General features: G+C 41.9%; 20 protein-coding genes. 18 read left to right on the forward strand and 2 right to left on the reverse strand.

Going from position 1 to position 20397, the window contains the following annotated elements; all coding sequences use genetic code 11:
* The first annotated feature begins 330 nt into the window (after window positions 1-330).
* From E2K98_RS03690 to E2K98_RS03710, 5 genes are all read left to right on the forward strand, one after another.
* Window positions 331-1608 carry an ABC transporter substrate-binding protein gene (locus tag E2K98_RS03690; RefSeq protein ID WP_133332932.1) on the forward strand — a complete coding sequence of 426 codons (1278 nt, stop codon included), beginning with the start codon at window positions 331-333 and terminating at the stop codon, window positions 1606-1608.
* A 96-nt stretch (window positions 1609-1704) separates the two neighbouring features.
* A complete protein-coding gene (locus tag E2K98_RS03695) occupies window positions 1705-2580 on the forward strand; it encodes a carbohydrate ABC transporter permease (RefSeq protein ID WP_133332933.1) in 876 nt (291 codons plus the stop codon).
* A 2-nt stretch (window positions 2581-2582) separates the two neighbouring features.
* Window positions 2583-3503: a carbohydrate ABC transporter permease gene (locus E2K98_RS03700; RefSeq protein WP_133332934.1), complete on the forward strand. Its 921-nt coding sequence runs from the start codon at window positions 2583-2585 to the stop codon at window positions 3501-3503.
* 83 nt (window positions 3504-3586) lie between these two features.
* On the forward strand, window positions 3587-4606 hold the full coding sequence (locus E2K98_RS03705) for an SIS domain-containing protein (protein ID WP_133332935.1): 1020 nt from the start codon (window positions 3587-3589) through the stop codon (window positions 4604-4606).
* Between the two features lie 45 nt (window positions 4607-4651).
* The gene (locus E2K98_RS03710; RefSeq protein ID WP_407921203.1) at window positions 4652-5509 is read left to right on the forward strand and encodes a PfkB family carbohydrate kinase; all 858 of its coding nucleotides are present in this window, start codon (window positions 4652-4654) and stop codon (window positions 5507-5509) included.
* A 209-nt stretch (window positions 5510-5718) separates the two neighbouring features.
* Here E2K98_RS03710 and E2K98_RS03715 read toward each other — a convergent pair whose 3' ends face one another.
* Window positions 5719-6705: an SIS domain-containing protein gene (locus E2K98_RS03715; protein ID WP_133332937.1), complete on the reverse strand. Its 987-nt coding sequence runs from the start codon at window positions 6703-6705 to the stop codon at window positions 5719-5721.
* Between the two features lie 205 nt (window positions 6706-6910).
* Here E2K98_RS03715 and E2K98_RS03720 point away from each other — a divergent pair, with 205 nt between their 5' ends.
* From E2K98_RS03720 to nuoN, 13 genes are all read left to right on the forward strand, one after another.
* A complete protein-coding gene (locus tag E2K98_RS03720; RefSeq protein WP_133332938.1) occupies window positions 6911-7741 on the forward strand; it encodes a TIM barrel protein in 831 nt (276 codons plus the stop codon).
* 72 nt (window positions 7742-7813) lie between these two features.
* Window positions 7814-8530 carry a GntR family transcriptional regulator gene (locus tag E2K98_RS03725; protein ID WP_133332939.1) on the forward strand — a complete coding sequence of 239 codons (717 nt, stop codon included), beginning with the start codon at window positions 7814-7816 and terminating at the stop codon, window positions 8528-8530.
* A 466-nt stretch (window positions 8531-8996) separates the two neighbouring features.
* Window positions 8997-9371 (forward strand): NADH-quinone oxidoreductase subunit A, encoded by a 375-nt coding sequence (locus E2K98_RS03730; protein WP_026572695.1) that lies wholly within the window; start codon window positions 8997-8999, stop codon window positions 9369-9371.
* A complete protein-coding gene (locus tag E2K98_RS03735) occupies window positions 9362-9874 on the forward strand; it encodes a NuoB/complex I 20 kDa subunit family protein (RefSeq protein ID WP_026572696.1) in 513 nt (170 codons plus the stop codon). The genes E2K98_RS03730 and E2K98_RS03735 overlap by 10 nt, the downstream gene beginning before the upstream one ends.
* A gap of 3 nt (window positions 9875-9877) precedes the next feature.
* Complete coding sequence (locus tag E2K98_RS03740) at window positions 9878-11320, forward strand: NADH-quinone oxidoreductase subunit C (protein ID WP_133332940.1); 1443 nt, start codon at window positions 9878-9880, stop codon at window positions 11318-11320.
* Window positions 11321-11323: 3 nt separating this feature from the next.
* Window positions 11324-12424 carry an NADH-quinone oxidoreductase subunit D gene (locus E2K98_RS03745; RefSeq protein ID WP_133332941.1) on the forward strand — a complete coding sequence of 367 codons (1101 nt, stop codon included), beginning with the start codon at window positions 11324-11326 and terminating at the stop codon, window positions 12422-12424.
* Window positions 12424-13428 (forward strand): NADH-quinone oxidoreductase subunit NuoH, encoded by a 1005-nt coding sequence (gene nuoH, locus E2K98_RS03750; protein ID WP_026572699.1) that lies wholly within the window; start codon window positions 12424-12426, stop codon window positions 13426-13428. Before E2K98_RS03745 ends, nuoH begins: the two co-directional genes overlap by 1 nt.
* Before the next feature lie 271 nt (window positions 13429-13699).
* Window positions 13700-14119, forward strand: coding sequence for an NADH-quinone oxidoreductase subunit NuoI (gene nuoI / locus E2K98_RS03755; protein WP_026572700.1), 420 nt, complete (start codon window positions 13700-13702; stop codon window positions 14117-14119).
* Window positions 14116-14634 carry an NADH-quinone oxidoreductase subunit J gene (locus tag E2K98_RS03760; RefSeq protein ID WP_026572701.1) on the forward strand — a complete coding sequence of 173 codons (519 nt, stop codon included), beginning with the start codon at window positions 14116-14118 and terminating at the stop codon, window positions 14632-14634. Before nuoI ends, E2K98_RS03760 begins: the two co-directional genes overlap by 4 nt.
* Entirely contained in the window at window positions 14631-14945 is a 315-nt protein-coding gene (nuoK, locus tag E2K98_RS03765) for an NADH-quinone oxidoreductase subunit NuoK (protein WP_133332942.1), read from the forward strand. The genes E2K98_RS03760 and nuoK overlap by 4 nt, the downstream gene beginning before the upstream one ends.
* A 195-nt stretch (window positions 14946-15140) precedes the next feature.
* Window positions 15141-17012 (forward strand): NADH-quinone oxidoreductase subunit L, encoded by a 1872-nt coding sequence (gene nuoL / locus E2K98_RS03770; RefSeq protein WP_133332943.1) that lies wholly within the window; start codon window positions 15141-15143, stop codon window positions 17010-17012.
* On the forward strand, window positions 17009-18520 hold the full coding sequence (locus E2K98_RS03775) for an NADH-quinone oxidoreductase subunit M (RefSeq protein ID WP_133332944.1): 1512 nt from the start codon (window positions 17009-17011) through the stop codon (window positions 18518-18520). Before nuoL ends, E2K98_RS03775 begins: the two co-directional genes overlap by 4 nt.
* Window positions 18521-18526: 6 nt before the next feature.
* Window positions 18527-20038 (forward strand): NADH-quinone oxidoreductase subunit NuoN, encoded by a 1512-nt coding sequence (gene nuoN / locus E2K98_RS03780; protein WP_133332945.1) that lies wholly within the window; start codon window positions 18527-18529, stop codon window positions 20036-20038.
* Window positions 20039-20150: 112 nt separating this feature from the next.
* Here the strand turns inward: nuoN and E2K98_RS03785 are convergent, their stop codons facing one another.
* Window positions 20151-20321 (reverse strand): CsbD family protein, encoded by a 171-nt coding sequence (locus E2K98_RS03785; protein ID WP_035423704.1) that lies wholly within the window; start codon window positions 20319-20321, stop codon window positions 20151-20153.
* Window positions 20322-20397 lie beyond the last annotated feature (76 nt).

Genomic DNA, 20397 nt, shown 5'->3' on the forward strand with positions numbered 1-20397 from the left:
TTTTGAAAAAAGATAATATTATTACTATTAAATTTGCTGATTTTGTGGTATTTATAGATAGGAAAGAATTATTTTGATATACCGTTTTCTAATGAGAAGAGCTGGAATTAATGGTTCTTTTTAAATTTACAATAAATAGTTTGAAAGTTTAAGCTATTTTGATATTGACGTGAAACGTTATAGAATGTAATATTATATTATAATACATTAAGTGATAGGAAAATCGCTGAGACAGTGGGGTGTAATGATACTTAGAAGACATATTTTGAAATTGTAAGCGGTTAATCTGGTAATTTGATAGTTTATAGACTAATTAGGGGGATCTTGTATATGAAACGTTGGCTTAATCTAGCAGTTGGTATCCTTTTGGTAATGTCCATATTTTTAGCCGGATGTTCCTCGAAAAGCACGAGTTCAAATTCAGCAAACGGAAAGACAACCATTACATTTTTTTACCGTTGGCCAAATGAGCCATACAAGTCTTACTTTAAGAGTGTGATTGCAGATTTTGAAAAGCAGCACCCTAACATTCAAATTAAAGAAGTAACCGCATTAAATGATGATTATAAGCAAAAAGCAAATGTTCTTCTTGGAAGTCAAAATCCGCCGGATGTTTTCTTTACTTGGGCAGGAGAATATGGTCAAAAGTTTATCCGGGATGGTGTAGCATTAGATCTCTCGAAATACTATGACGAGAACAAAGATTGGTCAGGTAAATTAATTGGTTCACAAGTAAATTTCTTTAAAAAGGATGATAAAGTCTATGGTGTTCCACTATTTACTGACAGTAAGTTATTCTTCTACAACAAAGACTTGTTTGACAAGCTAAATTTAAAGGCACCAACGACATGGGATGAATTTATTCAGGACCTTGCTGTCATTAAAAAGAGCGGAACGACACCACTTATTTTAGGGAATAAAGCACCATGGGCTGCTGCTCACTATGTAACAGCATTGAATCAGAGACTAGTACCGAAGGAAGTTTTAGATAAGGATTTAAGCTATAAAGGGGCCCAGTTTACAGACCCTGGATATGTAGAAGCATTAAAGAAATTAAATGAATTAAAAACGTATATGAATGATAATCCAAATGCGATTGCCCATGACGAAGCAAGAAACCTATTCCTTGGCGGCAAAGCAGCGGTAACATTCCTTGAATCATTGGAAATTACCTTTATGAAAGACGCTACATTTAAATGGGGAACCTTTAAAGTACCGACCATTGCAGGAGCGAAAGGTGACCAAGAAGGCTTAATTGGTGCACCTGAAGGATTTATGGTTCATAGTAAATCGAAACATCCGAAAGAAGCAATGGAGTTCTTGGAGTTTATGACTTCTAAAGTTAATGGAGAGAAACTAATCAAAGATACAGGTTTGGCAAGTACGGTGGATGGTGCGGTGAATGCGAATAGCGCGACGGATCATGAAGTCGAAGCAATGGATTTAATCAAGAGCGCAAAGAATATGGCCATTTGGACTGACAGCGCATTAGACAGCAGAGTATTTAAGCCATATGGTGATGGGGTACAAGCTATGCTTGGCGGCAGCATGACACCAGAACAAGTCATGAAGAATGTTCAGGATGCAGCGAAACAAGTAAATCAATAAAGGAAGACATGAAATCTATTAAAATGTCGGTTTAGCGGAGTCCTTGATCCTCTTAAACCGACATATTTTAATAGATATTGATGGGAGGGGTATAGAATGCACAAGTCACGAGTTGTCCCAGTTTTATACATAGCACCGGCCATTCTTATGCTTGCATTATTTGTTTATTATCCATTAGTTCGAAATGTAATAAATGGCTTTTATGAATGGAATCCATTTACTTTAGATCGAAAATTTGTAGCACTACAAAATTATGTACACCTCTTTAAAGATCCCGTCTTTTTTACAGTACTTAAAAACAATCTATTTTACGCTTTTATCTCCGTTATTATTCAAGTTGGTCTTGGATTAGTGATTGCAGCGATATTAGAAGACAAGATCTTCAGAAGATTTTCCACATTCTTTCGAACAACTTTTTTTATTCCTGTTCTTATTTCCATGACCGTAATTGGGATCCTCTTTAGTTTCATCTATAATCCAGAGGTTGGGTTACTAAATGGTTTTCTTAAAGCAATTGGCTTGGGTGACTGGGCAAGAGGCTGGCTTGGGGATCCGAAAACATCAATTTTCGCTGTTATAGGTGTTTCTCAATGGCAAAGCCTTGGCTACACCGTTATGTTGTATGTGTTGGCCGTCCAAAAAGTCCCAGGGGAATTATATGAAGCAGCTACCATCGATGGAGCAGGAAAAATCCGCACATTTTTTAGCATTACAGTTCCACAGGTAAAAGAAATGACCTTTGTGCTATTAATCTATACCGTAACAGGTTCATTCTTAGTGTTTAGTGAAGTATACGTATTAACGGCTGGCGGTCCAAATAACTCTTCACAAGTCTTTAGTACCTATCTATACCAAAAGGCGTTTATTGACAATCAACCGGGATTTGCTTCTGCTATAGCAAACGTAATTTTGGGTATCACATTAATCTTCTATTTTCTACAAAATAAGTTCGTAAAAACAGGGGAGGAGTAAAAATGAAACCGATTGAATCACAGGGAGATTCAGGAGTGGTGAGTCCGAATGCAACGATCGCAAAGCCTGCGAAAATCAGTGCGAAAGCGAAAAAACATAAACAAGGCTTCTCCATCGTCGTTGGGATCATCTTTCTATTTCTACTTCTTTACTTTGTTGCGATCGCCTATCCAATCTTTTGGATGGTTGTCAATTCCTTTAAAAATACAACAGAAATTTATAACGATACTTGGGGGCTTCCAAAAGAATGGCTGTTTTCAAATTATAGTGCTGCGTGGGAACAAGGGGTTTCGAGCTACTTCGTTAATAGCTTGATCATTACGATTGGTACATGTATTTTAACGGTTTTGATTAGCTCGTTATGTGCATACGGTTTGACCCGTTTCCAAATAAAAGGAGGAAAGTTCCTGCTCCTATTTGTGTCAGCTGGTCTGATGTTTTCCCCGCAAAGCGGTTTAATTCCACTCTATGAATTAATTCAAAAGATGGGGATTTTTGATACCTATTGGGCGCTGATTTTAACGTTTACAGCCTATCGAATTCCATTAACGGTTCTGTTGATTCGTTCATTTTTCCTCGGAATTCCGAAAGAATTGGAAGAATCAGCTTATCTCGACGGGGCTACGAGTATAGATGTTTTTGTGAGAATATTTCTTCCAATGAGCAAACCGATCATGTTTACGGGTGTCATTTTAACTGCTTATTATTCATGGAATGAGTTTTTATTCTCAATGCTTTTCATTCAAACAGAAGAGGTAAAGCCGATTACTTCCGGTTTATTAGTTTTCAAAGATGCATTAAATACAAACTGGGGAGTCTTACTAGCTGGACTGGTCATTTCCGCCATACCATTGATTGCCATCTTCCTGATGATGCAGAAGTATTTTGTCAGAGGCTTGGCCGAGGGAAGTGTAAAAGGATAATAAGAGACCGGGGACAATCAGTGCCCCACTATTATTATCTTGTATATAACGTTTTATAACATATTAATTTTAATAAGGAGTGAATGAGATTGTTAAACTTTAGTAGAGAGAAGTATTTGAAGGTAACCGGCGGTGCAGTAGGGCTGCGCGAAGAAATTGAAAAGGTAGTGGACGAGGTTTATGAGAATGGGTTTAAAAATATTTTCTTAATTGGATCAGGCGGTGCTGTTGCGACCTTTTATCCATTTGAATTTATGATTAATTCAACATCTACGATTCCAGCCTATGCCGAAATCGCAGCAGAAGTTGTCCTACAGAATCATAAACAACTAAGTGAACAATCGCTTGTCATTCTATCTTCTCTATCAGGTACAACGCAGGAGACAGTAGCAGCAGCGAAATATTGTAAAGAAAAAGGCGCAACAACAATTGGATTGACAGGTGAGTACAATAAACCGCTTGCTGACACAGTTGATTTTCCAATCGTTAATTTTGCAGAAAATGACTTTGCCAGCGATGGGAATCAACTAGTTCTCTATTTACTTATTTTTAAATTAATGAATAAAAATGGAGATTTCCCTCGTTATGAGGAGTTTGCAGCACAGTTGGAAGCTCTTCCAGAACGATTAATCGAGGCAAAAGAACAGTTTGAAGACAAGGCGGAAGCTTTTGCTGTCGCTTATAAGGATGAGCCTTATCATATGGTAGTTGGTTCCGGAAATACCTGGGGACGTGCCTACTCCTATGCGATGTGTGTATTGGAAGAAATGCAATGGATTAAAACAAAATCGATTCATGCAGCAGAATTCTTCCATGGCACCTTGGAACTAGTGGAAGAAGACACGAGCGTTCTTTTACTTAAGGGTGAAGATGAATCACGCCCGTTGATGGACCGTGTTGAGGCTTTTGCTGAGAAGTATACAAAGAAATTGACCGTAATCGATACAAAGGCGTTTGAGCTAGAAGGAATTAATGAAGAGTTCCGCAAATATTTATCACCAATCGTTACATCGACGCTTCTCCAAAGACTGAGTGTCCATTTAGAAGATAAACGTAATCATTCTTTAGAGATTAGAAGATATTATCGTACAGTGGCTTATTAATAAGATTTAGAGAAAGATACAAGAGGTATCTTTCTCTTATTCACCATATGGGAGGTTTCAATTATGAGATTGATAGCAGTAGGAGATAATGTAGTAGATTTTTATGATGACCTTGGTGAGATGTTTCCAGGCGGGAATGCTGTAAATGTGGCGGTCTTTTGGAAACGTTATGGTGCTGATGAGGTTTCCTATATTGGGATTGTCGGCAATGATGAAGAGGGCGATCATATTGTTAACTCGTTAAAGTTGGAAAATCTCAATGTTTCAAGGGTACGAAGAGCGATTGGTCCGTCAGGTGAAGCGGTTGTCACACTCGATGATCTTGGGGATCGGAAGTTTGTCGGCTCCAATAAAGGCGGAGTCCAACAGCAGCTAAAATTGAATCTTACCGATGAGGAACTAGAATATATTCAAACCTTTTCGCTGCTGCATACAAGCGTTTTTAGTCATTTGGAGAAAGAGTTGCCATTATTGCAAAAATACATCGATATTTCGTTTGATTTTTCAACCAAATATGATGATGACTATTTAAAACAGGTTTGTCCATATGTGAAATATGCAATTTTCTCTGGTGGAGATTTAACCAAAGAGGAATGCAATGCGTTAATTACGAAGGTACACAAGGCAGGTACACCAAATGTTGTCGTTACTAGAGGCTCTGAAGGATCATTGTTCTCGGATTCCCTTCAGGTTTATGATCAGGGTATTGTCGAGACCGATGTAGTGGATACACTTGGAGCTGGGGATACGTTTGTAGCGATCTTTTTAAAAGAATATGTCGCACATGGAAATGCCCAGGTTGCAATGGAAAAAGGTTCCGCAGCTGCAGCTGAAACGTGCCAGCGCTTTGGCGCCTTTGGTCATGGAAAGAAGCGGGAGAGTAAGATTGTCATTGGCCATTAATAAGATGAACCTGTTCTGTTGAAGAGCAGGTTATTTTTTGGGGCTCTTTGTTGCTTTTATAATAAATTTGCAAATAAAACACTGGATTTGCTAATAAACTATTAAAACCCGCTGTTAAGATGACTATCAGAAGCTTGAACGTAGGTATAAACAACAATCTAAATGAAAAAAGCTCCTCGAGTTCAAACTCGAGGAGCTAATTCTTACTATTAATATTCAACTTTCCACATATATCTTCTTTGTGATAGTGGATGATTGCGCGCCTCTGCTAATTGTTCAGCATATTTACGAAGAACATGATTCAATACAAGCGGTGCGATATAGCCCCTTAACTCTTCGTCAACACCAGTTAAATCAAGATCTTTAGCATCTAATACAACTAGTTTTTCACCATATTTTTTCGAGAAATCTAATGCTCTTTCATCTAGTGGGCGTGTTTCATCCAAGCCAAGCAGGATAATGAATGGTACGTCTTTATCAATAATCTCAAACGGACCGTGGAAGTACTCACCAGAGTGAACGGCATTGGAGTGGATCCATTGCATTTCCATTAGAATACAAATGGCGTAAGAATAAGCAATTCCGTAGTTTGCCCCACTTGCCATTGTATAGATCACTTTTTCATCCTTGTATTCCTGGCCAAATTGTAGTGCTTTGCCTTCATATTGCTTAGCGGCTTTCTCAAACACAGATTGGAGATTGGATAAGCTGTTGACCATTTTGTCAAACTTATCATTTCCTTCTAATACGTTTAAAACGCCGAATGTTAATTGATAGAGTAAACCTAAGTTTGTATTAAAAGCAACGGATTCAGCGCCCCACTCATATTTCACAACAAATTCACTTTCTTGTGCAAGAGGTGAGGTTGGCTGGTTTGTAAATCCAACTGTTAATGCTCCTTTTTGACGGGCAAATTCTGCTGCTTTAACCGTTTCAGGAGTTGTACCCGACATAGAGCATAATACAACGAGTGAATTTTCTCCAAGTTTTCTAGGGTTGCGATGAATGAATTCATTCGAACTGTAAACATCAGAAGTAAGATCTTTTGCTTCACGGTCCAATATGTACTTATTTGGATACATAATGGCAGAAGAACCTCCACATGCAACAAAATATACGTGGTTGATGGTACGTCCTTTCAAAGCATCTAAAACATTTTGAACTTGCTGATCGACAACTACTTGTGAATTAACCATTCATGTTTCCTCCCTTAAAATCTTTTGTATTGAATATAATAATACATTATATAACATTATATTAAGTGTCAAAAGATAAATTGTCAATGTTTTTCGAACATTTAATTTTCTGAAACCCGAAGAAATTAATATTACATTGACTTATAACATAATATAATGTTATGTTGATTTTGATAATGAGCTGAAAAAGGAGGGGGTTGAGTACATGGCAAAAATCAGACGGGACCAAGTTACAGGGATGAACTTCCATTATAAACACTATTCTTTCGAATACTTTTTAGATGCAATGGTTCGATACGGGTTTAAAAATATTGAATTATGGGGTGCCTCTCCGCATTTTTATGTGGATGATATGAGTATCCAAGACATTAGACAAGTAAAGAAAGAGATTGATAGAAGAGATTTATCGGTTGTCTGCTTTACACCAGAGCAGTGTGTATATCCAATCAATCTTGCAGCAAAAGAGGATCGAATCCGGGAAAAAAGTATCCAATACTTTATTAAATCAGCCCAAGCCGCGAAAGAGTTGGATGCGCCCATGCTGTTAGTTACTCCAGGCTGGGGCTATGAAAATGAGAACTGCAATGAGGCATGGAAAAGAACAAGAGATTCATTGGAACGATTAACAACGGTTGCCGCTAATTTAGACTTAATCCTTGCGCTTGAACCATTAACAAGGGTAGAGTCAAATTTAATTTACAATGCGAAGACACTTAAAGCCATGTTAGATGAAGTGAACAGCCCATATCTTAAAGGAATGATTGATAGTATTCCAATGGCATTGGCGAACGAAGATTTCCATGATTATTTTAGCTTATTAAAGGAAGATTTAGTTCATATTCATTTTATTGATGGAAAACCTGAAGGCCATCTTGTCTGGGGTGATGGGGTCCTTCCTCTACAGAAATACATCGAACAATTGAATGAAATTGGCTACAAGGGCTCTCTAACATTAGAATATACTTCTTATCAATATGTGCAAAATCCGGATGCTGCAATTGAAAGGACATTGAATGTTTTTTCCGATTTTTTTTGAAATTGATAGGGTGAATGAAATTCTATATACTTGAATGTAGACAGAATGACGTAATGAAGGCAGGTGAAACAAATGTTAAAACAAGATAATCAAATTCCTTTATACATCCAATTAAAGGAATCCATCCGCAGTTCGATTTTAAATGGGCAATTAAAGTTCGGAGATCAAATTCCCACTGAATTAGAATTGAGCGAAGAGTATAAGATTAGCAGGATTACGGTAAGAAAGGCAATCCTCGATTTAGTAGAAGAAGGCTATTTAGTTAAAAAGCAGGGGAAAGGTACGTTTGTAAACAAAAGGAAAATTGAAAGAAAAATCGTTCATTTTTTAAGCTTTACGGATGCTTGTAAAGCAAATGGTATGAAAGCCAGCAGTAAAGTCTTTAAAAAGGAAATCATTCAACCAACACCCAAGGATAAAGAAAGACTTCAACTCGATGAGGGAGATGCATTGTTATTCATTCAGAGAGTAAGATATGCGGATGAATCACCGATTATGATTGAAAATAACTACTTTTCATATAAAGATTTTCATTCATTATTAAATGAAAACTTGGACGACTCTGTCTACAAGATATTGGAAGAAAAGCTGAATGTAAAACCAGATCGTGCGGGAGAGTTAACATTGGAGATTGTTCGTGCCACTGAGGAAGAAGTCAATTTACTTCATACATCGAGCGGAGAACCTCTTTTTTACATGGAAACAACGGTCTATGATGAAAACGACAGACCTGTGCATATTGGAAAACAGTATATTTTGGGTGATAGTTATAAATACAACTTGAAGTAATGAAAGCGATTACCCTTGTGCAGACGGAGCCCCTCTTTTTTGAGGGGCCTTTTGTTTTTAAAGCGGGAAAAGTGAAGTGACCAGAAAATAACGGTGGTTCAAGTATCCTACACTCCTTTTTACTCATTTCACTATTCCAAGCATGAAATCACCGTACAAGAATATGATTGTAGTAGTGAAAATGATAACAAGTCTAGTTTTTAAATGAAGAAGATGAACAATTAATGACAAATCTCACTGACAGTATGGAGGTTTTGTAGTTAAATAGGGGTTGTTGTCGAATTATTGAAGCATAATAGCTTGATTTATCAGAGTTTCTACGTCTTTTTTTAGAATAAAAATGACCTTTTTTGTATTTCCAATTTAAAGGCGGAGGCTTGTCGACACCGGTATATATCAATGCTATAATGTATTCGGTTACAAATATTTACTAGTAAGAAAATTTTCAACATTGGAGGGGATAGACATGGAACTTCTAAATGTATATCAGAATAACTATCTGATTGTTTTTGTGTTTCTGTGTCTCGGGGTATTGCTGCCTGCGGTAGCATTATATTTAGGTAAGCTTTTGCGTCCTCATGCACCAAGTGATGCAAAGAATACCACATATGAGAGCGGTGTTGAGCCATTTCACGATTCCCGTGTACAGTTCAATGTCCGCTATTATATTTTTGCCCTAATGTTTGTTATTTTTGATGTAGAAACTGTATTTTTATATCCATGGGCTGTTGCCTATGATAAACTAGGCATTTTTGCATTGATTGAAATGTTAATTTTCGTTGTCATGCTGCTAATTGGCCTAGCCTATGCTTGGAAGAAGAAGGTGTTAAAATGGACCTAAAACTAGACAACGTATCGCCTCAGGAAATGGAAGAGTTACAGAGGAATGTATTTATGACAACACTAGAGCAGGTGAAGGCGTGGGCGCGAAGCAATTCGATCTACCCGCTGACATTTGGTCTGGCTTGTTGTGCGATTGAAATGATGGCCGTTGGTTCCTCCCACTATGACTTGGACCGATTCGGATCGTTCTTCCGGACGTCGCCGAGGCAGTCGGACTGTATGATTGTGTCAGGGACCGTGACGAAAAAAATGGCACCTATTCTTCGCCGTTTATATGATCAAATGCCGGAACCGAAATGGGTAATTGCGATGGGATCGTGTGCGACAGCGGGCGGACCGTATGTGAAATCCTATTCCGTTGTTAAAGGTGTGGATCAAATCGTCCCGGTAGATGTTTATATCCCGGGATGTCCTCCAAACCCGGCTGCTTTAATATATGGAATCAATAAGTTAAAGGAAAAGATTCGTTACGAAGCGAAGACTGGGAAGAAGGTGATGTAATCCATGAGCGGGGAGAAAGATCTCGAACAATTAAAGCGAGAAGCCGCTGAAAAGGCAAAGGCGGACGCACTAGCGAGACGCCAGGCGAAGGAAGCCGGAGAAAACGCACCGAAGCCTGAAGACACGCCAACCCCAGCAGGCGACGCTGACGATCTTGCCAAGAAAAAAGCTGCAGCAGCAGCGAAAGCAAAGGCAGCCGCACTTGCCAAAAAGCAACGAGAAGGTATTGTTGAGGAACCGGTTGCACCAGCAGAGGAAGCCCCAGCAGAAGGCGATGACCTAGCGAAGAAAAAAGCCGCAGCAGCAGCGAATGCAAAGGCAGCCGCATTGGCGAAAAAGCAACGAGAAGGCATTGTTGAGGAACCGGTTGCACCAGCAGAGGAAGCCCCAGCAGAAGGCGATGACCTAGCGAAGAAAAAAGCCGCAGCAGCAGCGAAAGCAAAAGCTGCCGCATTAGCGAAAAAGCAACGAGAAGGCATTGTTGAGGAACCGGTTGCACCAGCAGAGGAAGCCCCAGCAGAAGGCGATGACCTAGCGAAGAAAAAAGCCGCAGCAGCAGCGAAAGCAAAAGCTGCCGCATTAGCGAAAAAGCAACGAGAAGGCATTGTTGAGGAACCGGCGGAAGCACCAGCAGCGGAAGCGGGCAGCGACGATGATCTAGCGAAGAAAAAGGCAGCCGCAGTGGCCAAAGCGAAAGCCGCAGCAGCAGCGAAGCGAAAAGCAGCGGAATTAGCTGGTGGAGCTTCGGATGCTCCTGCAGGCGATGACGAAAAGGCAAAAGCAATTGCAGCCGCCAAAGCGAAGGCCGCAGCAGCAGCAAAAGCCAAAGCAGCAGCAGGCGGCGATGACGAAAAAGCAAAAGCCATCGCAGCAGCGAAAGCAAAGGCCGCAGCGGCAGCAGCCGCAAAGGCGAAAGCAGCCGGCAAAGCGGGCGATGCACCAGCACCGGCAGCCGAGGAAGCTGCGTCACCAAATCAGCCATTCCTGGATAAATACCGAAAAGTAATTGAGGAAAATTTGGGCGCAGAGGTTTTAGAAGATTCTTATATTAATAAACTGTCCAAAGACGTTCCAACCCTCGTGGTAAAACGTGAATCCTACTATAAGCTTACACAATTTTTAAAATACAATGAGCTGTTAGGATTCGATTATTTATCCGAGATCCATGGAACCGATTTTCAATCACATATGGAAGTTTATGCTCATCTTTACTCATACAAAAACCGTCAATCTGTCGCTGTCATAGTGAAAATTGACCGAGATGAACCAACGATCGAGTCCGTCACGCCAATTTGGGCAGGTGCGGAATGGGCAGAATGTGAAGCTTATGATTTGCTAGGAATTAAGTTTACAGGACATCCGAATTTACGCCGAATCATGCTCGGAGAAGATTGGGTTGGCCATCCACTTAGAAAAGATTATGAGCCGTACGATGTGGAGGTATAGCCAATGATCAGAACAGAAGAAATGATGTTAAACGTAGGTCCTCAGCATCCAAGTACGCACGGAGTATTCCGGCTTGTTGTAAAAATCGATGGGGAAATTATTACCGAAGCAAACCCTGTTATCGGTTACTTACACCGCGGAACAGAAAAACTTGCTGAAAACCTGCAATATACTCAAATCATTCCCTATACAGACCGCTTGGATTATGTATCAGCGATGACGAACAACTATGTTCTCTGTCATGCAGTCGAAACGATGATGGGAATTAAAGTACCAGAACGGGCTGAATATTTAAGGATTCTTGCGATGGAATTAGGGCGGATTTCAAGCCATATCCTGTGGTGGGGAACCTTCCTCCTCGATATGGGGGCCGTCAGTCCATTCCTATACGCTTTCCGCGACAGGGAAATGATCTTGAATTTCCTAAACGAATTATCTGGTGCCCGCTTAACCTTTAACTATATGCGTGTTGGAGGCGTCAAATGGGATGCTCCAGAAGGTTGGGTCGAAAGAGTTAAAGACTTTGTCCCTTACATGAGAGAACAAGTCAAAGGCTACCATGACCTAGTTACCGGAAATGAAATTTTCCTTAGCCGTGTAAAGGGCGTTGGAAAATACACAAAAGAAGATGCACTCAATTATTCCCTTAGCGGTGTAAACCTTCGCAGTACCGGTGTTAAATGGGATCTGCGCAAGGACGAACCATATTCGATTTATGACCGTTTTGATTTTGATGTTCCGACCCTTGACGGCGGGGATGTCTGGGCACGCTACCAGCTGCGCCTGAAGGAAATTGAAGAGTCCTTGAAAATTGTCGAGCAGGCCTGCGAACAATTCCCGGCAGAAGGGGACATACTCGCGAAAGTGCCAAAAATCATCAAAGCGCCTAAAGGTGAAGCATATGTCAGAATCGAAGCACCACGCGGAGAGATTGGCGTTTATATTAGCAGTGATGGTAAGAAAGAGCCATATCGCTTAAAGCTGAGAAGGCCATCCTTCTACAATCTGCAAATTCTCCCTAAACTATTAAAAGGAGAAAATATCGCAAACCTCATCGCCATCTTAGGGGGCATAGATATTGTCCTTGGGGAGGTTGACGGCTAATGATTAATAATTTGCTCCAATCAAGTCCTGGATTGTTCAATTTTCTCATCTTCTTTTTACTCGGAGTCATTTTACTTTTAGTCGTGCTTGGCTTCGTTACCTACGGGATATTAGCAGAGCGGAAAGTCATGGGGTACATGCAGCTCCGCCACGGTCCGAACCAAGTCGGCGGCCGCTGGGGACTCTTGCAAACCGTTGCGGACGTCTTGAAACTATTATTAAAAGAAGATATTATTCCGACACTTGCGGACCGTCCATTATTTATTTTGGCGCCGGTCATTGCGTTTGCACCATCGTTCATGGTGCTGGCAACGCTTCCGTTTACCGACAAATTTCAATTTGCTGATATCGGTGTCGGCTTGCTTTACTACATTGCGGTTTCCGGGTTAACCACACTTGGAGTCGTAACCGGCGGCTGGGCTTCAAACAACAAGTACGCCCTTATCGGAGGAATGCGTGCGGCAGCCCAAATGATTTCCTATGAAATCCCGCTTGTCATGTCAGTGGTGGGAATCATCCTTATCACCGGCAGCTTAAACTTAAACGATATCGTGCACCAACAAAGCCATGGCTGGTTTATCCTATTACAGCCAATCGCTTTTATCGTCTTTTTAATCGCATCGGTCGCAGAATTAAACCGGACACCATTTGACCTTCCGGAATCGGAATCAGAGCTTGTCGCTGGATACCACGTCGAGTACTCAGGTTTCCGCTGGGCATTCTTCATGCTGGCCGAGTATGTGTACCTATTTGCGATGACGTCACTCATTGTGACCATCTTCCTTGGCGGATGGCTGCCACCATTCCATTTCCTTGGATTTATCCCAGGAGCAGTTTGGTTCGCACTTAAATTTGCTGTCGTCCTATTCGTCTACATCTGGTTCCGTGTAGCGTTCCCGCGTCTGCGTGCCGACCACTTGATGGAAATGGGCTGGAAAGTATTACTGCCAGTATCCCTGGCAAACATCTTCCTAACCGCCCTAATCAAAACCTTATTTTTTTAAAGAATGTGTTAAAGGCTGATTGGAGCGGAAGGCACGAAGACTCCTGTGGGAGTACGGAGCAGGGGAGACCCCGCAGGAGCGTAAGCGACGAGGAGGCTCCACGGACCGCCCACGGAAAGCGAAGTGCCTGGAGCGGAAATCAGCAGCTAATTGATTAAGACCTTTTTAAAAAGGAACCCATTTCTCGTTGCGAGACTTGAGTTGTCCCATACTTGACTGCCTCACGTATGGCAGAAAAGCATACTTTAAAATGATAAAAGGGGTGAAAAACGTGCTTGGATTAGCAAAAGGCTTGAAATATACCCTAAAACAATTAACAAAAGAAAAGGTCACCTATGACTATCCGAATAAGCCGCTGCCACTGCCTGACCGGTTCCGCGGCATTCAAAAATTCTATCCGGAAAAATGTATCGTCTGTAACCAGTGCATGAACATTTGCCCGACCGAATGTATTGATTTAGTCGGTAAAAAACACCCGGATCCAACGAAAAAAGGGAAAATCATCGATACCTATGATATTAACTTTGAAATCTGCATCCTTTGTGATCTATGTACAGAGGTGTGCCCGACAGAAGCGATTATCATGACCAATAACTTTGAGCTTGCTGAATACAGCAGGGATGCTCTATTTAAAAACCTTGAATGGTTAGATGAAAACGACGAAAACATACGGCAGGTGAATAAACCATGACATTTTCAGGCGAGTTTCTCGCATTTTTGGGTCTTGCCTTGGCTGCGGTCATCGGTGGTGTGCTGCTTTTAAACCTGACAAAGGTTATGCACATGGTCGTTGCCCTCATATTCACTTTCGTTGCCATTGCCGGCATCTATGTTATGCTGTCAGCAGAATTCGTTGCAGGTGTCCAAATCTTAATTTATTCAGGTGCAATTACCATCATTATGCTTTTTGGAATCATGTTAACGAAGCATGATGACGAAAGTGAACCAACAACAGGCAAGCTCCGAAAATTTCTATTGTTCCTAGGGGTTGTAGGCTTCGCATTTGCCGTATACATTGGGATCTATAACTTCAATATCGAACAAGTTCCTACCACTTTGCATGAAAATAACACCATGCAAATCGGTAAAGCTCTTTACTCAAAATGGGTGATTCCATTTGAGTTAACCTCTGTTTTACTTTTAGTGGCATTGGTTGGGGCGATTGTTTTAGCGAAAAAAGACAAGAAGGAGGCGGACGACGAATGAGTTCAGTTCCTGCTTCAGCCTTCCTGGCCCTTGCGCTGATTCTATTTTGCATCGGATTGTACGGTGCCTTAACAAAACGCAATACCGTAATTGTCCTAATCTCAATTGAATTAATGCTGAATGCTGTTAACATCAACCTGGTTACTTTTAGCAAATACGGCTTAGCACCGTCCATCACCGGACAAATCTTTGCCCTATTTGCCATCTGCGTAGCCGCAGCCGAAGCAGCCGTCGGATTAGCCATCCTCATTTCGCTTTACAACAACCGTAAGACGGTAAACATTGACGAAATGGACAAATTGAAAAACTAATCAAACAAGAGATTTTCAACTGGGAAATCTTGAACATTTTGTGAATGAATGCGCAGGTAGTGTTTTATAACCTGTGAGGAGGTAAGTGGTCTTGACCACACCTTTATCTGTCCTGCTATTTTTAGCGGGCCCAATCTGACGCGCAATTTTATAAAATTTACAGCGGTAGCGCGTTTAAAAAAGGGGATCGTGATATTGATGGAAAATGCATGGATCATACCGCTTTTCCCGCTATTATCGTTTGTGCTCCTTCTTCTTTTCGGGAAGCGCCTGAAGGAGGCGAGTGCATATGTGGGAATTCTGCTCACATTGGCATCGCTTGTTTATTCGGTGTTAGTGCTCTTTGAACGCTTCACAGAGCCAACCTATATGACAAAGGCAGACTGGCTGACGATAGGAGATCTTCATTTAACAGCGGGCTTTGAAGTGAACCAATTAAATGCATTAATGCTAGTGATTGTATCGCTCGTAAGTTGCTTAGTACATACCTATTCAAAAGGGTACATGCATGGTGACGAGCGGTTCCACGTATTCTATGCCTATTTAGGACTATTTACCTTTGCAATGCTTGGTCTGGTCATTTCACCAAACCTATTGCAAACCTATATTTTCTGGGAGCTTGTCGGTGTCGGTTCCTTCCTCTTAATCGGTTTTTATTTTTACAAAGAAGAGGCAAGGGCTGCTGCCAAAAAGGCCTTCATCATGACCCGTATCGGGGACGTTGGGCTATTAATCGGGATGATCCTCTTGTTCTGGGAAACGAAAAGCTTTGAATATAGTGAAATTTTTGCTGCCGTCCAAAACGGTGCTGTTTCACAATCGATGATCACCTTAACAGCTATTCTGATCTTTATCGGGGCTGTTGGTAAATCAGGTCAGTTCCCGCTTCATACGTGGCTGCCTGATGCGATGGAAGGCCCGACACCAGTTTCGGCCTTAATCCACGCCGCAACAATGGTTGCTGCCGGGGTTTACTTAGTTGCAGCACTATTCCCATTGTTCTTAGCAAGTAAAACAGCGCTGCTTGTCATTGCCGTGATCGGCGGGATTACAGCGATTTTTGCCGCAAGCATCGGTCTTGTGCAAACAGATATTAAGCGGGTATTAGCCTATTCAACCGTCAGCCAGCTTGGCTACATGATGCTTGCCCTCGGATCTGCCGGCTATGTGGCGGGTGTGTTCCACTTAATGACACATGCATTCTTTAAAGCATTGCTGTTCCTAGCAGCAGGTAGTGTCATCCATGCGGTACATACGCAAAACATCGAGGAAATGGGCGGCCTTTGGAAAAAGCTTCGTCTGACAGGACCATTATTCTTAATCGGAACGCTTGCCATTAGTGGGGTTCCACTTTTATCAGGTTTCTTTAGTAAAGATGAAATTTTAGCATCCGCATGGGAAGGCGGCCATCCAATCCTTTTCGTATTGGCGCTGATTGCGGCTTTCTTTACAGCATTATATATGTTCCGCTTGTTCTTCATGGTGTTTACCGGTGAAGCGCGCGGTGACCAAAAGCATGTTCATGAATCACCATCCAATATGACGATTCCAATGATTATTCTTGGCGTGTTAGCGGTAATTGGTGGTTATGTTAATACACCATGGTTCGGAGAATTTCTTGGCGACTGGTTAGTGGATGGAAACGAAACCTTGGCAGCACACGCCCATGTAGAAGCGCCTGTGTGGATTATGATTGCCGCAACCGTTGTCTCCTTGCTCGGAATTTACCTTGCATGGTTGATCTACGGTAAACGCTCAGTATCACGCAACTGGTTGAGTGGAACTGGCGATATGCTGCATACAATTTTGTTAAACAAATATTACATCGACGAATTTTACCAAATGACAGTGGTTGCTGTTACAACCGGAATCAGCTACTTCCTTAAGTTTATTGATACCTTTATTGTTGAGGGAATTGTGAAGGGGGTTGTCGGGTTTGTACAGGGACTTGGAGCATCCGGTTCGAAAATGCAGACCGGACAGGTTCAAACCTATGGTGCAGTTGCCTTCGTGGGTCTTGCCGTTCTAGCTGTCATCTTTGCGTTAACAGGGGGGTACTTAAAATGAATTTAACATCCGTTCTTTCAATCCTAGTATTCTCCCCGTTACTAGGGATTGTGATTTTAGCATTCATGCCAAAGACAGCGGAAAAAGCAATCAAAGCGATTGGCTTCCTTGCTACATTGCCGGCCTTGCTCCTGGCACTTGCCGTGTATTTACATTATCAAGCAGGTAAAAACCTAGCGGACTTTTCCGTATCGGTTCCATGGATTAAATTTGGGAATCTAACTGGTGCCGCAAAGGATTTGTTATCGGTTCGTTACGAGCTTGCGATCAGCGGCTTCCAGCTGTTATTAGTCGTATTAACAGCGGTGATTGCGACGTTGTCAGCGATTGGTGCGGCACAATTTGTGAAAAAAGAATGGAAAGGCTACTTCATGCTGTTCCTTCTTTTAGAAATTGGCATGCTCGGCGTATTTACAGCGGAAAACTTAATTTTGTTCTTTATCTTCTTCGAGGTAACCCTAATTCCAACCTTCTTCTTAATCGGAAAATGGGGTTATTTTGAAAAAGAAAAAGCCGCATTCAGCTTCTTAATCTACAATGGATTAGGTTCTGCGGTATTATTAATCGCGATTATGATCTTGTTTTCAAAAACAGGAACCACGAATATTGAGCAATTACAGCATATTGTTAATGTCAAAGGCGGTCCGATTTCGGGTGATTTAAAGATGGGCTTGTTTATTGCCTTGCTCATTGCCTTTGGTGTAAAATTACCAATTTTCCCATTGCACAGCTGGATGCTCCGCGTTCACGTACAAGCACCGCCGTCAGTGGTGATGATTCACTCTGGCATTCTACTAAAAATCGGTGCGTACGGTTTGATTCGTTTCGGAATGGGAATCTTCCCGGCACAGTTTGATAAGCTTGCCGTCATGCTGGCCATCCTTGGGGTAATCAATCTCTTGTATGGTGCTTTCTTGGCATTCATTCAATCCGACTTCAAAATGGTTTTGGCCTATTCTTCGATTTCTCACATGGGAATTGTGTTAATCGGTCTTGCGGCGATGAATGAAGCGGGGATTCAAGGGGCGATTTTCCAAGTGGTTTCCCACGGGTTAATCTCAGCTTTATTGTTCTTCCTTGTCGGTGTGTTCTACGAGCGCACGGATACATCTTTAATTGAAAATCTTGGCGGGATGGCGAAGGGGATGCCGCGAGCTGCAGGCTTCTTGCTTGCCGGTGGTCTTGCCTCACTCGGACTTCCTGGTATGTCCGGATTCGTCAGCGAATTCATGGCGTTCCTTGGCTTGTTCAAAGAAATGCCAGTGATTGCAGCCGTTGGGACCATCGGGATTATCATGACTGCCGTTTATTTACTTCGTGCCGTTCTCGGGATTACCTATGGCCAGGCACATCGCGAATTTACCGGTGTTGTCGATCTAAAAGGTGTTGAAATTGTACCGGTTGTTGTTTTGATTGCTTTAATCGTGTTAATCGGTGTTTATCCAAGTGTTCTAAGCTCACCACTTCATGCCACACTTGAAACTATATTGCTTGGGATAGGAGGGTGATGAAGGATGGATATCAAAGCATTGGAATCATTTAACTGGGGCGCTATGACACCGGAATTCATCATCGTTGGCGTTGCTGCCGTCCTAACCCTTCTGGATTTATTTATGCCGAAAAATCAGGATCGCAGAATTCTTGGCTGGATTGGGATTGTCGGTATTTTTGCCGCTTTGATTTCGGTAATGGGAATGATTGACCAAGGAACGGTTTCGATTTTAAATGACACCTTCCGTCTTGATGGTTTTGGCAAGGCGTTTAAAGTTTTGCTTCTTGTTGGTGCCGCTCTAGTCATGTTCTTAGCGGTCAGCTATGAACCGAAAGACGGAATGAAGGAATATCACGGCGAGTTTTTCTATCTGTTTTTAACAGCCTTGCTCGGCGCGATGGTTATGACTTCAAGCGGAGACTTGATTACATTATTTATCGGTCTAGAATTGCTCTCGATTTCATCTTATATCCTTGCAGGGATGCGCAAACGCAATGACGCCTCGAATGAATCGGCAATGAAATACGTCATCAATGGCGGCATTTCCACTGCGATTACCTTGTTCGGGATGAGCTATGTGTATGGTTTAACTGGCACAACGAATTTACTCTCGATTGCCGGACAGCTGCAAAGTCTTGCGGACGGGCAGCACGTCTACTTGCTAGGCTTAGCATTTTTGATGATTTTCGTTGGTTTATCCTTTAAGCTTGCGGCTGCACCTTACCATATGTGGGCACCAGATGTTTATCAGGGAGCACCAACACCTGTTACCGCATTTTTGAGCGTTGTTTCAAAAACAGCCGGTTTCGTGATTGTCATCCGTATTTTGTTATCCGTATTCGGCGTGGCTGCATCGGAAGGCCCTGGTTCTGCACCAATTTTATATAAAATGCAGGATTACATCAGCTTTATCGCGGCAGCAACGATGATTATCGGGAACGTCGTTGCCTTGAAACAGACGAATATTAAAAGAATGTTTGCTTACTCAAGTATTGCCCATGCCGGTTACATCCTTGTGGCATTTGCATCGATGAACTTTATCATGTTCGATGCCATCTGGTTCTACCTGCTTGCCTACTTATTCATGAATCTTGGCGCATTCGCTGTGATTCAATTGGTTTCGGAAAAAACAGGTACTGAACGGATTGCCGATTATGCCGGTCTTTATCGCCGTTCGCCGGTTCTTGCAGTTGCGATGGGAATTTTACTTGTTTCGTTAGCAGGTTTCCCGGGCACGGCCGGATTTATCGGAAAGCTTAATATCTTTATCGGAACCTTTGCGGGTGAATCCCACTATGTATTAGCGTCGATTATGATCGCAACAACGGTTATATCGTACTTCTACTATTTCGGTGTCATGACGCAAATCTTCTTCCGTCCGGCTGCTGACGAAAGCAAGTTCAATATTCCATTTGGAATTTTGGTTGTCTTAATCGTCGCTGTCGTGGCATCTGTGCTATTTGGAGTTGCGCCAAACCTGGCTCTAGACTTCCTGCACAACCACTTCAATCAATTTGCAGACTTTTTGCAGTAAGAAAAGCGGAAGCAACCTCGAGGGGCTAGGCGCTGGAGCTGGACAAATCTCAAAGTCTAAACATGTTTACTAGTTAAACACGAAAAGAGGCCCGCGGGCCTCTTCTTTTATTTTAGCGCTCTATTTCATCCTTTACTTCACCATAGCCTTCTTTTATTTTTCCTTTTACTTTATCCACTTTTCCTTCCGCTTCCTTTGAATGATCATCGGTTAATTTACCCCATTGCTCCTTGGCTTCGCCTTTAACCTGATCAAGATTTCCTTTTACTGTTTCTTTATTCATTTTACCTTCCTCCTTTGGTTTGGTTTCAATTGGTAAATACCCGCTTGGAAAATGGGTTAAACCTGATCAGTGGAAA

It is taken from the genome of Bacillus salipaludis, assembly GCF_004358205.1.

Bases quoted from the DNA above. Each gene is read 5' to 3' on its own strand.
- E2K98_RS03690 (WP_133332932.1), top strand. From the start codon at position 331: ATGAAACGTTGGCTTAATCTAGCAGTTGGTATCCTTTTGGTAATGTCC.
- E2K98_RS03695 (WP_133332933.1), top strand. From the start codon at position 1,705: ATGCACAAGTCACGAGTTGTCCCAGTTTTATACATAGCACCGGCCATT.
- E2K98_RS03700 (WP_133332934.1), top strand. From the start codon at position 2,583: ATGAAACCGATTGAATCACAGGGAGATTCAGGAGTGGTGAGTCCGAAT.
- E2K98_RS03705 (WP_133332935.1), top strand. From the start codon at position 3,587: ATGAGATTGTTAAACTTTAGTAGAGAGAAGTATTTGAAGGTAACCGGC.
- E2K98_RS03715 (WP_133332937.1), bottom strand. From the start codon at position 6,705: ATGGTTAATTCACAAGTAGTTGTCGATCAGCAAGTTCAAAATGTTTTA.
- E2K98_RS03720 (WP_133332938.1), top strand. From the start codon at position 6,911: ATGGCAAAAATCAGACGGGACCAAGTTACAGGGATGAACTTCCATTAT.
- E2K98_RS03725 (WP_133332939.1), top strand. From the start codon at position 7,814: ATGTTAAAACAAGATAATCAAATTCCTTTATACATCCAATTAAAGGAA.
- E2K98_RS03730 (WP_026572695.1), top strand. From the start codon at position 8,997: ATGGAACTTCTAAATGTATATCAGAATAACTATCTGATTGTTTTTGTG.
- E2K98_RS03735 (WP_026572696.1), top strand. From the start codon at position 9,362: ATGGACCTAAAACTAGACAACGTATCGCCTCAGGAAATGGAAGAGTTA.
- E2K98_RS03740 (WP_133332940.1), top strand. From the start codon at position 9,878: ATGAGCGGGGAGAAAGATCTCGAACAATTAAAGCGAGAAGCCGCTGAA.
- E2K98_RS03745 (WP_133332941.1), top strand. From the start codon at position 11,324: ATGATCAGAACAGAAGAAATGATGTTAAACGTAGGTCCTCAGCATCCA.
- nuoH (WP_026572699.1), top strand. From the start codon at position 12,424: ATGATTAATAATTTGCTCCAATCAAGTCCTGGATTGTTCAATTTTCTC.
- E2K98_RS03760 (WP_026572701.1), top strand. From the start codon at position 14,116: ATGACATTTTCAGGCGAGTTTCTCGCATTTTTGGGTCTTGCCTTGGCT.
- nuoK (WP_133332942.1), top strand. From the start codon at position 14,631: ATGAGTTCAGTTCCTGCTTCAGCCTTCCTGGCCCTTGCGCTGATTCTA.
- E2K98_RS03775 (WP_133332944.1), top strand. From the start codon at position 17,009: ATGAATTTAACATCCGTTCTTTCAATCCTAGTATTCTCCCCGTTACTA.
- nuoN (WP_133332945.1), top strand. From the start codon at position 18,527: ATGGATATCAAAGCATTGGAATCATTTAACTGGGGCGCTATGACACCG.
- E2K98_RS03785 (WP_035423704.1), bottom strand. From the start codon at position 20,321: ATGAATAAAGAAACAGTAAAAGGAAATCTTGATCAGGTTAAAGGCGAA.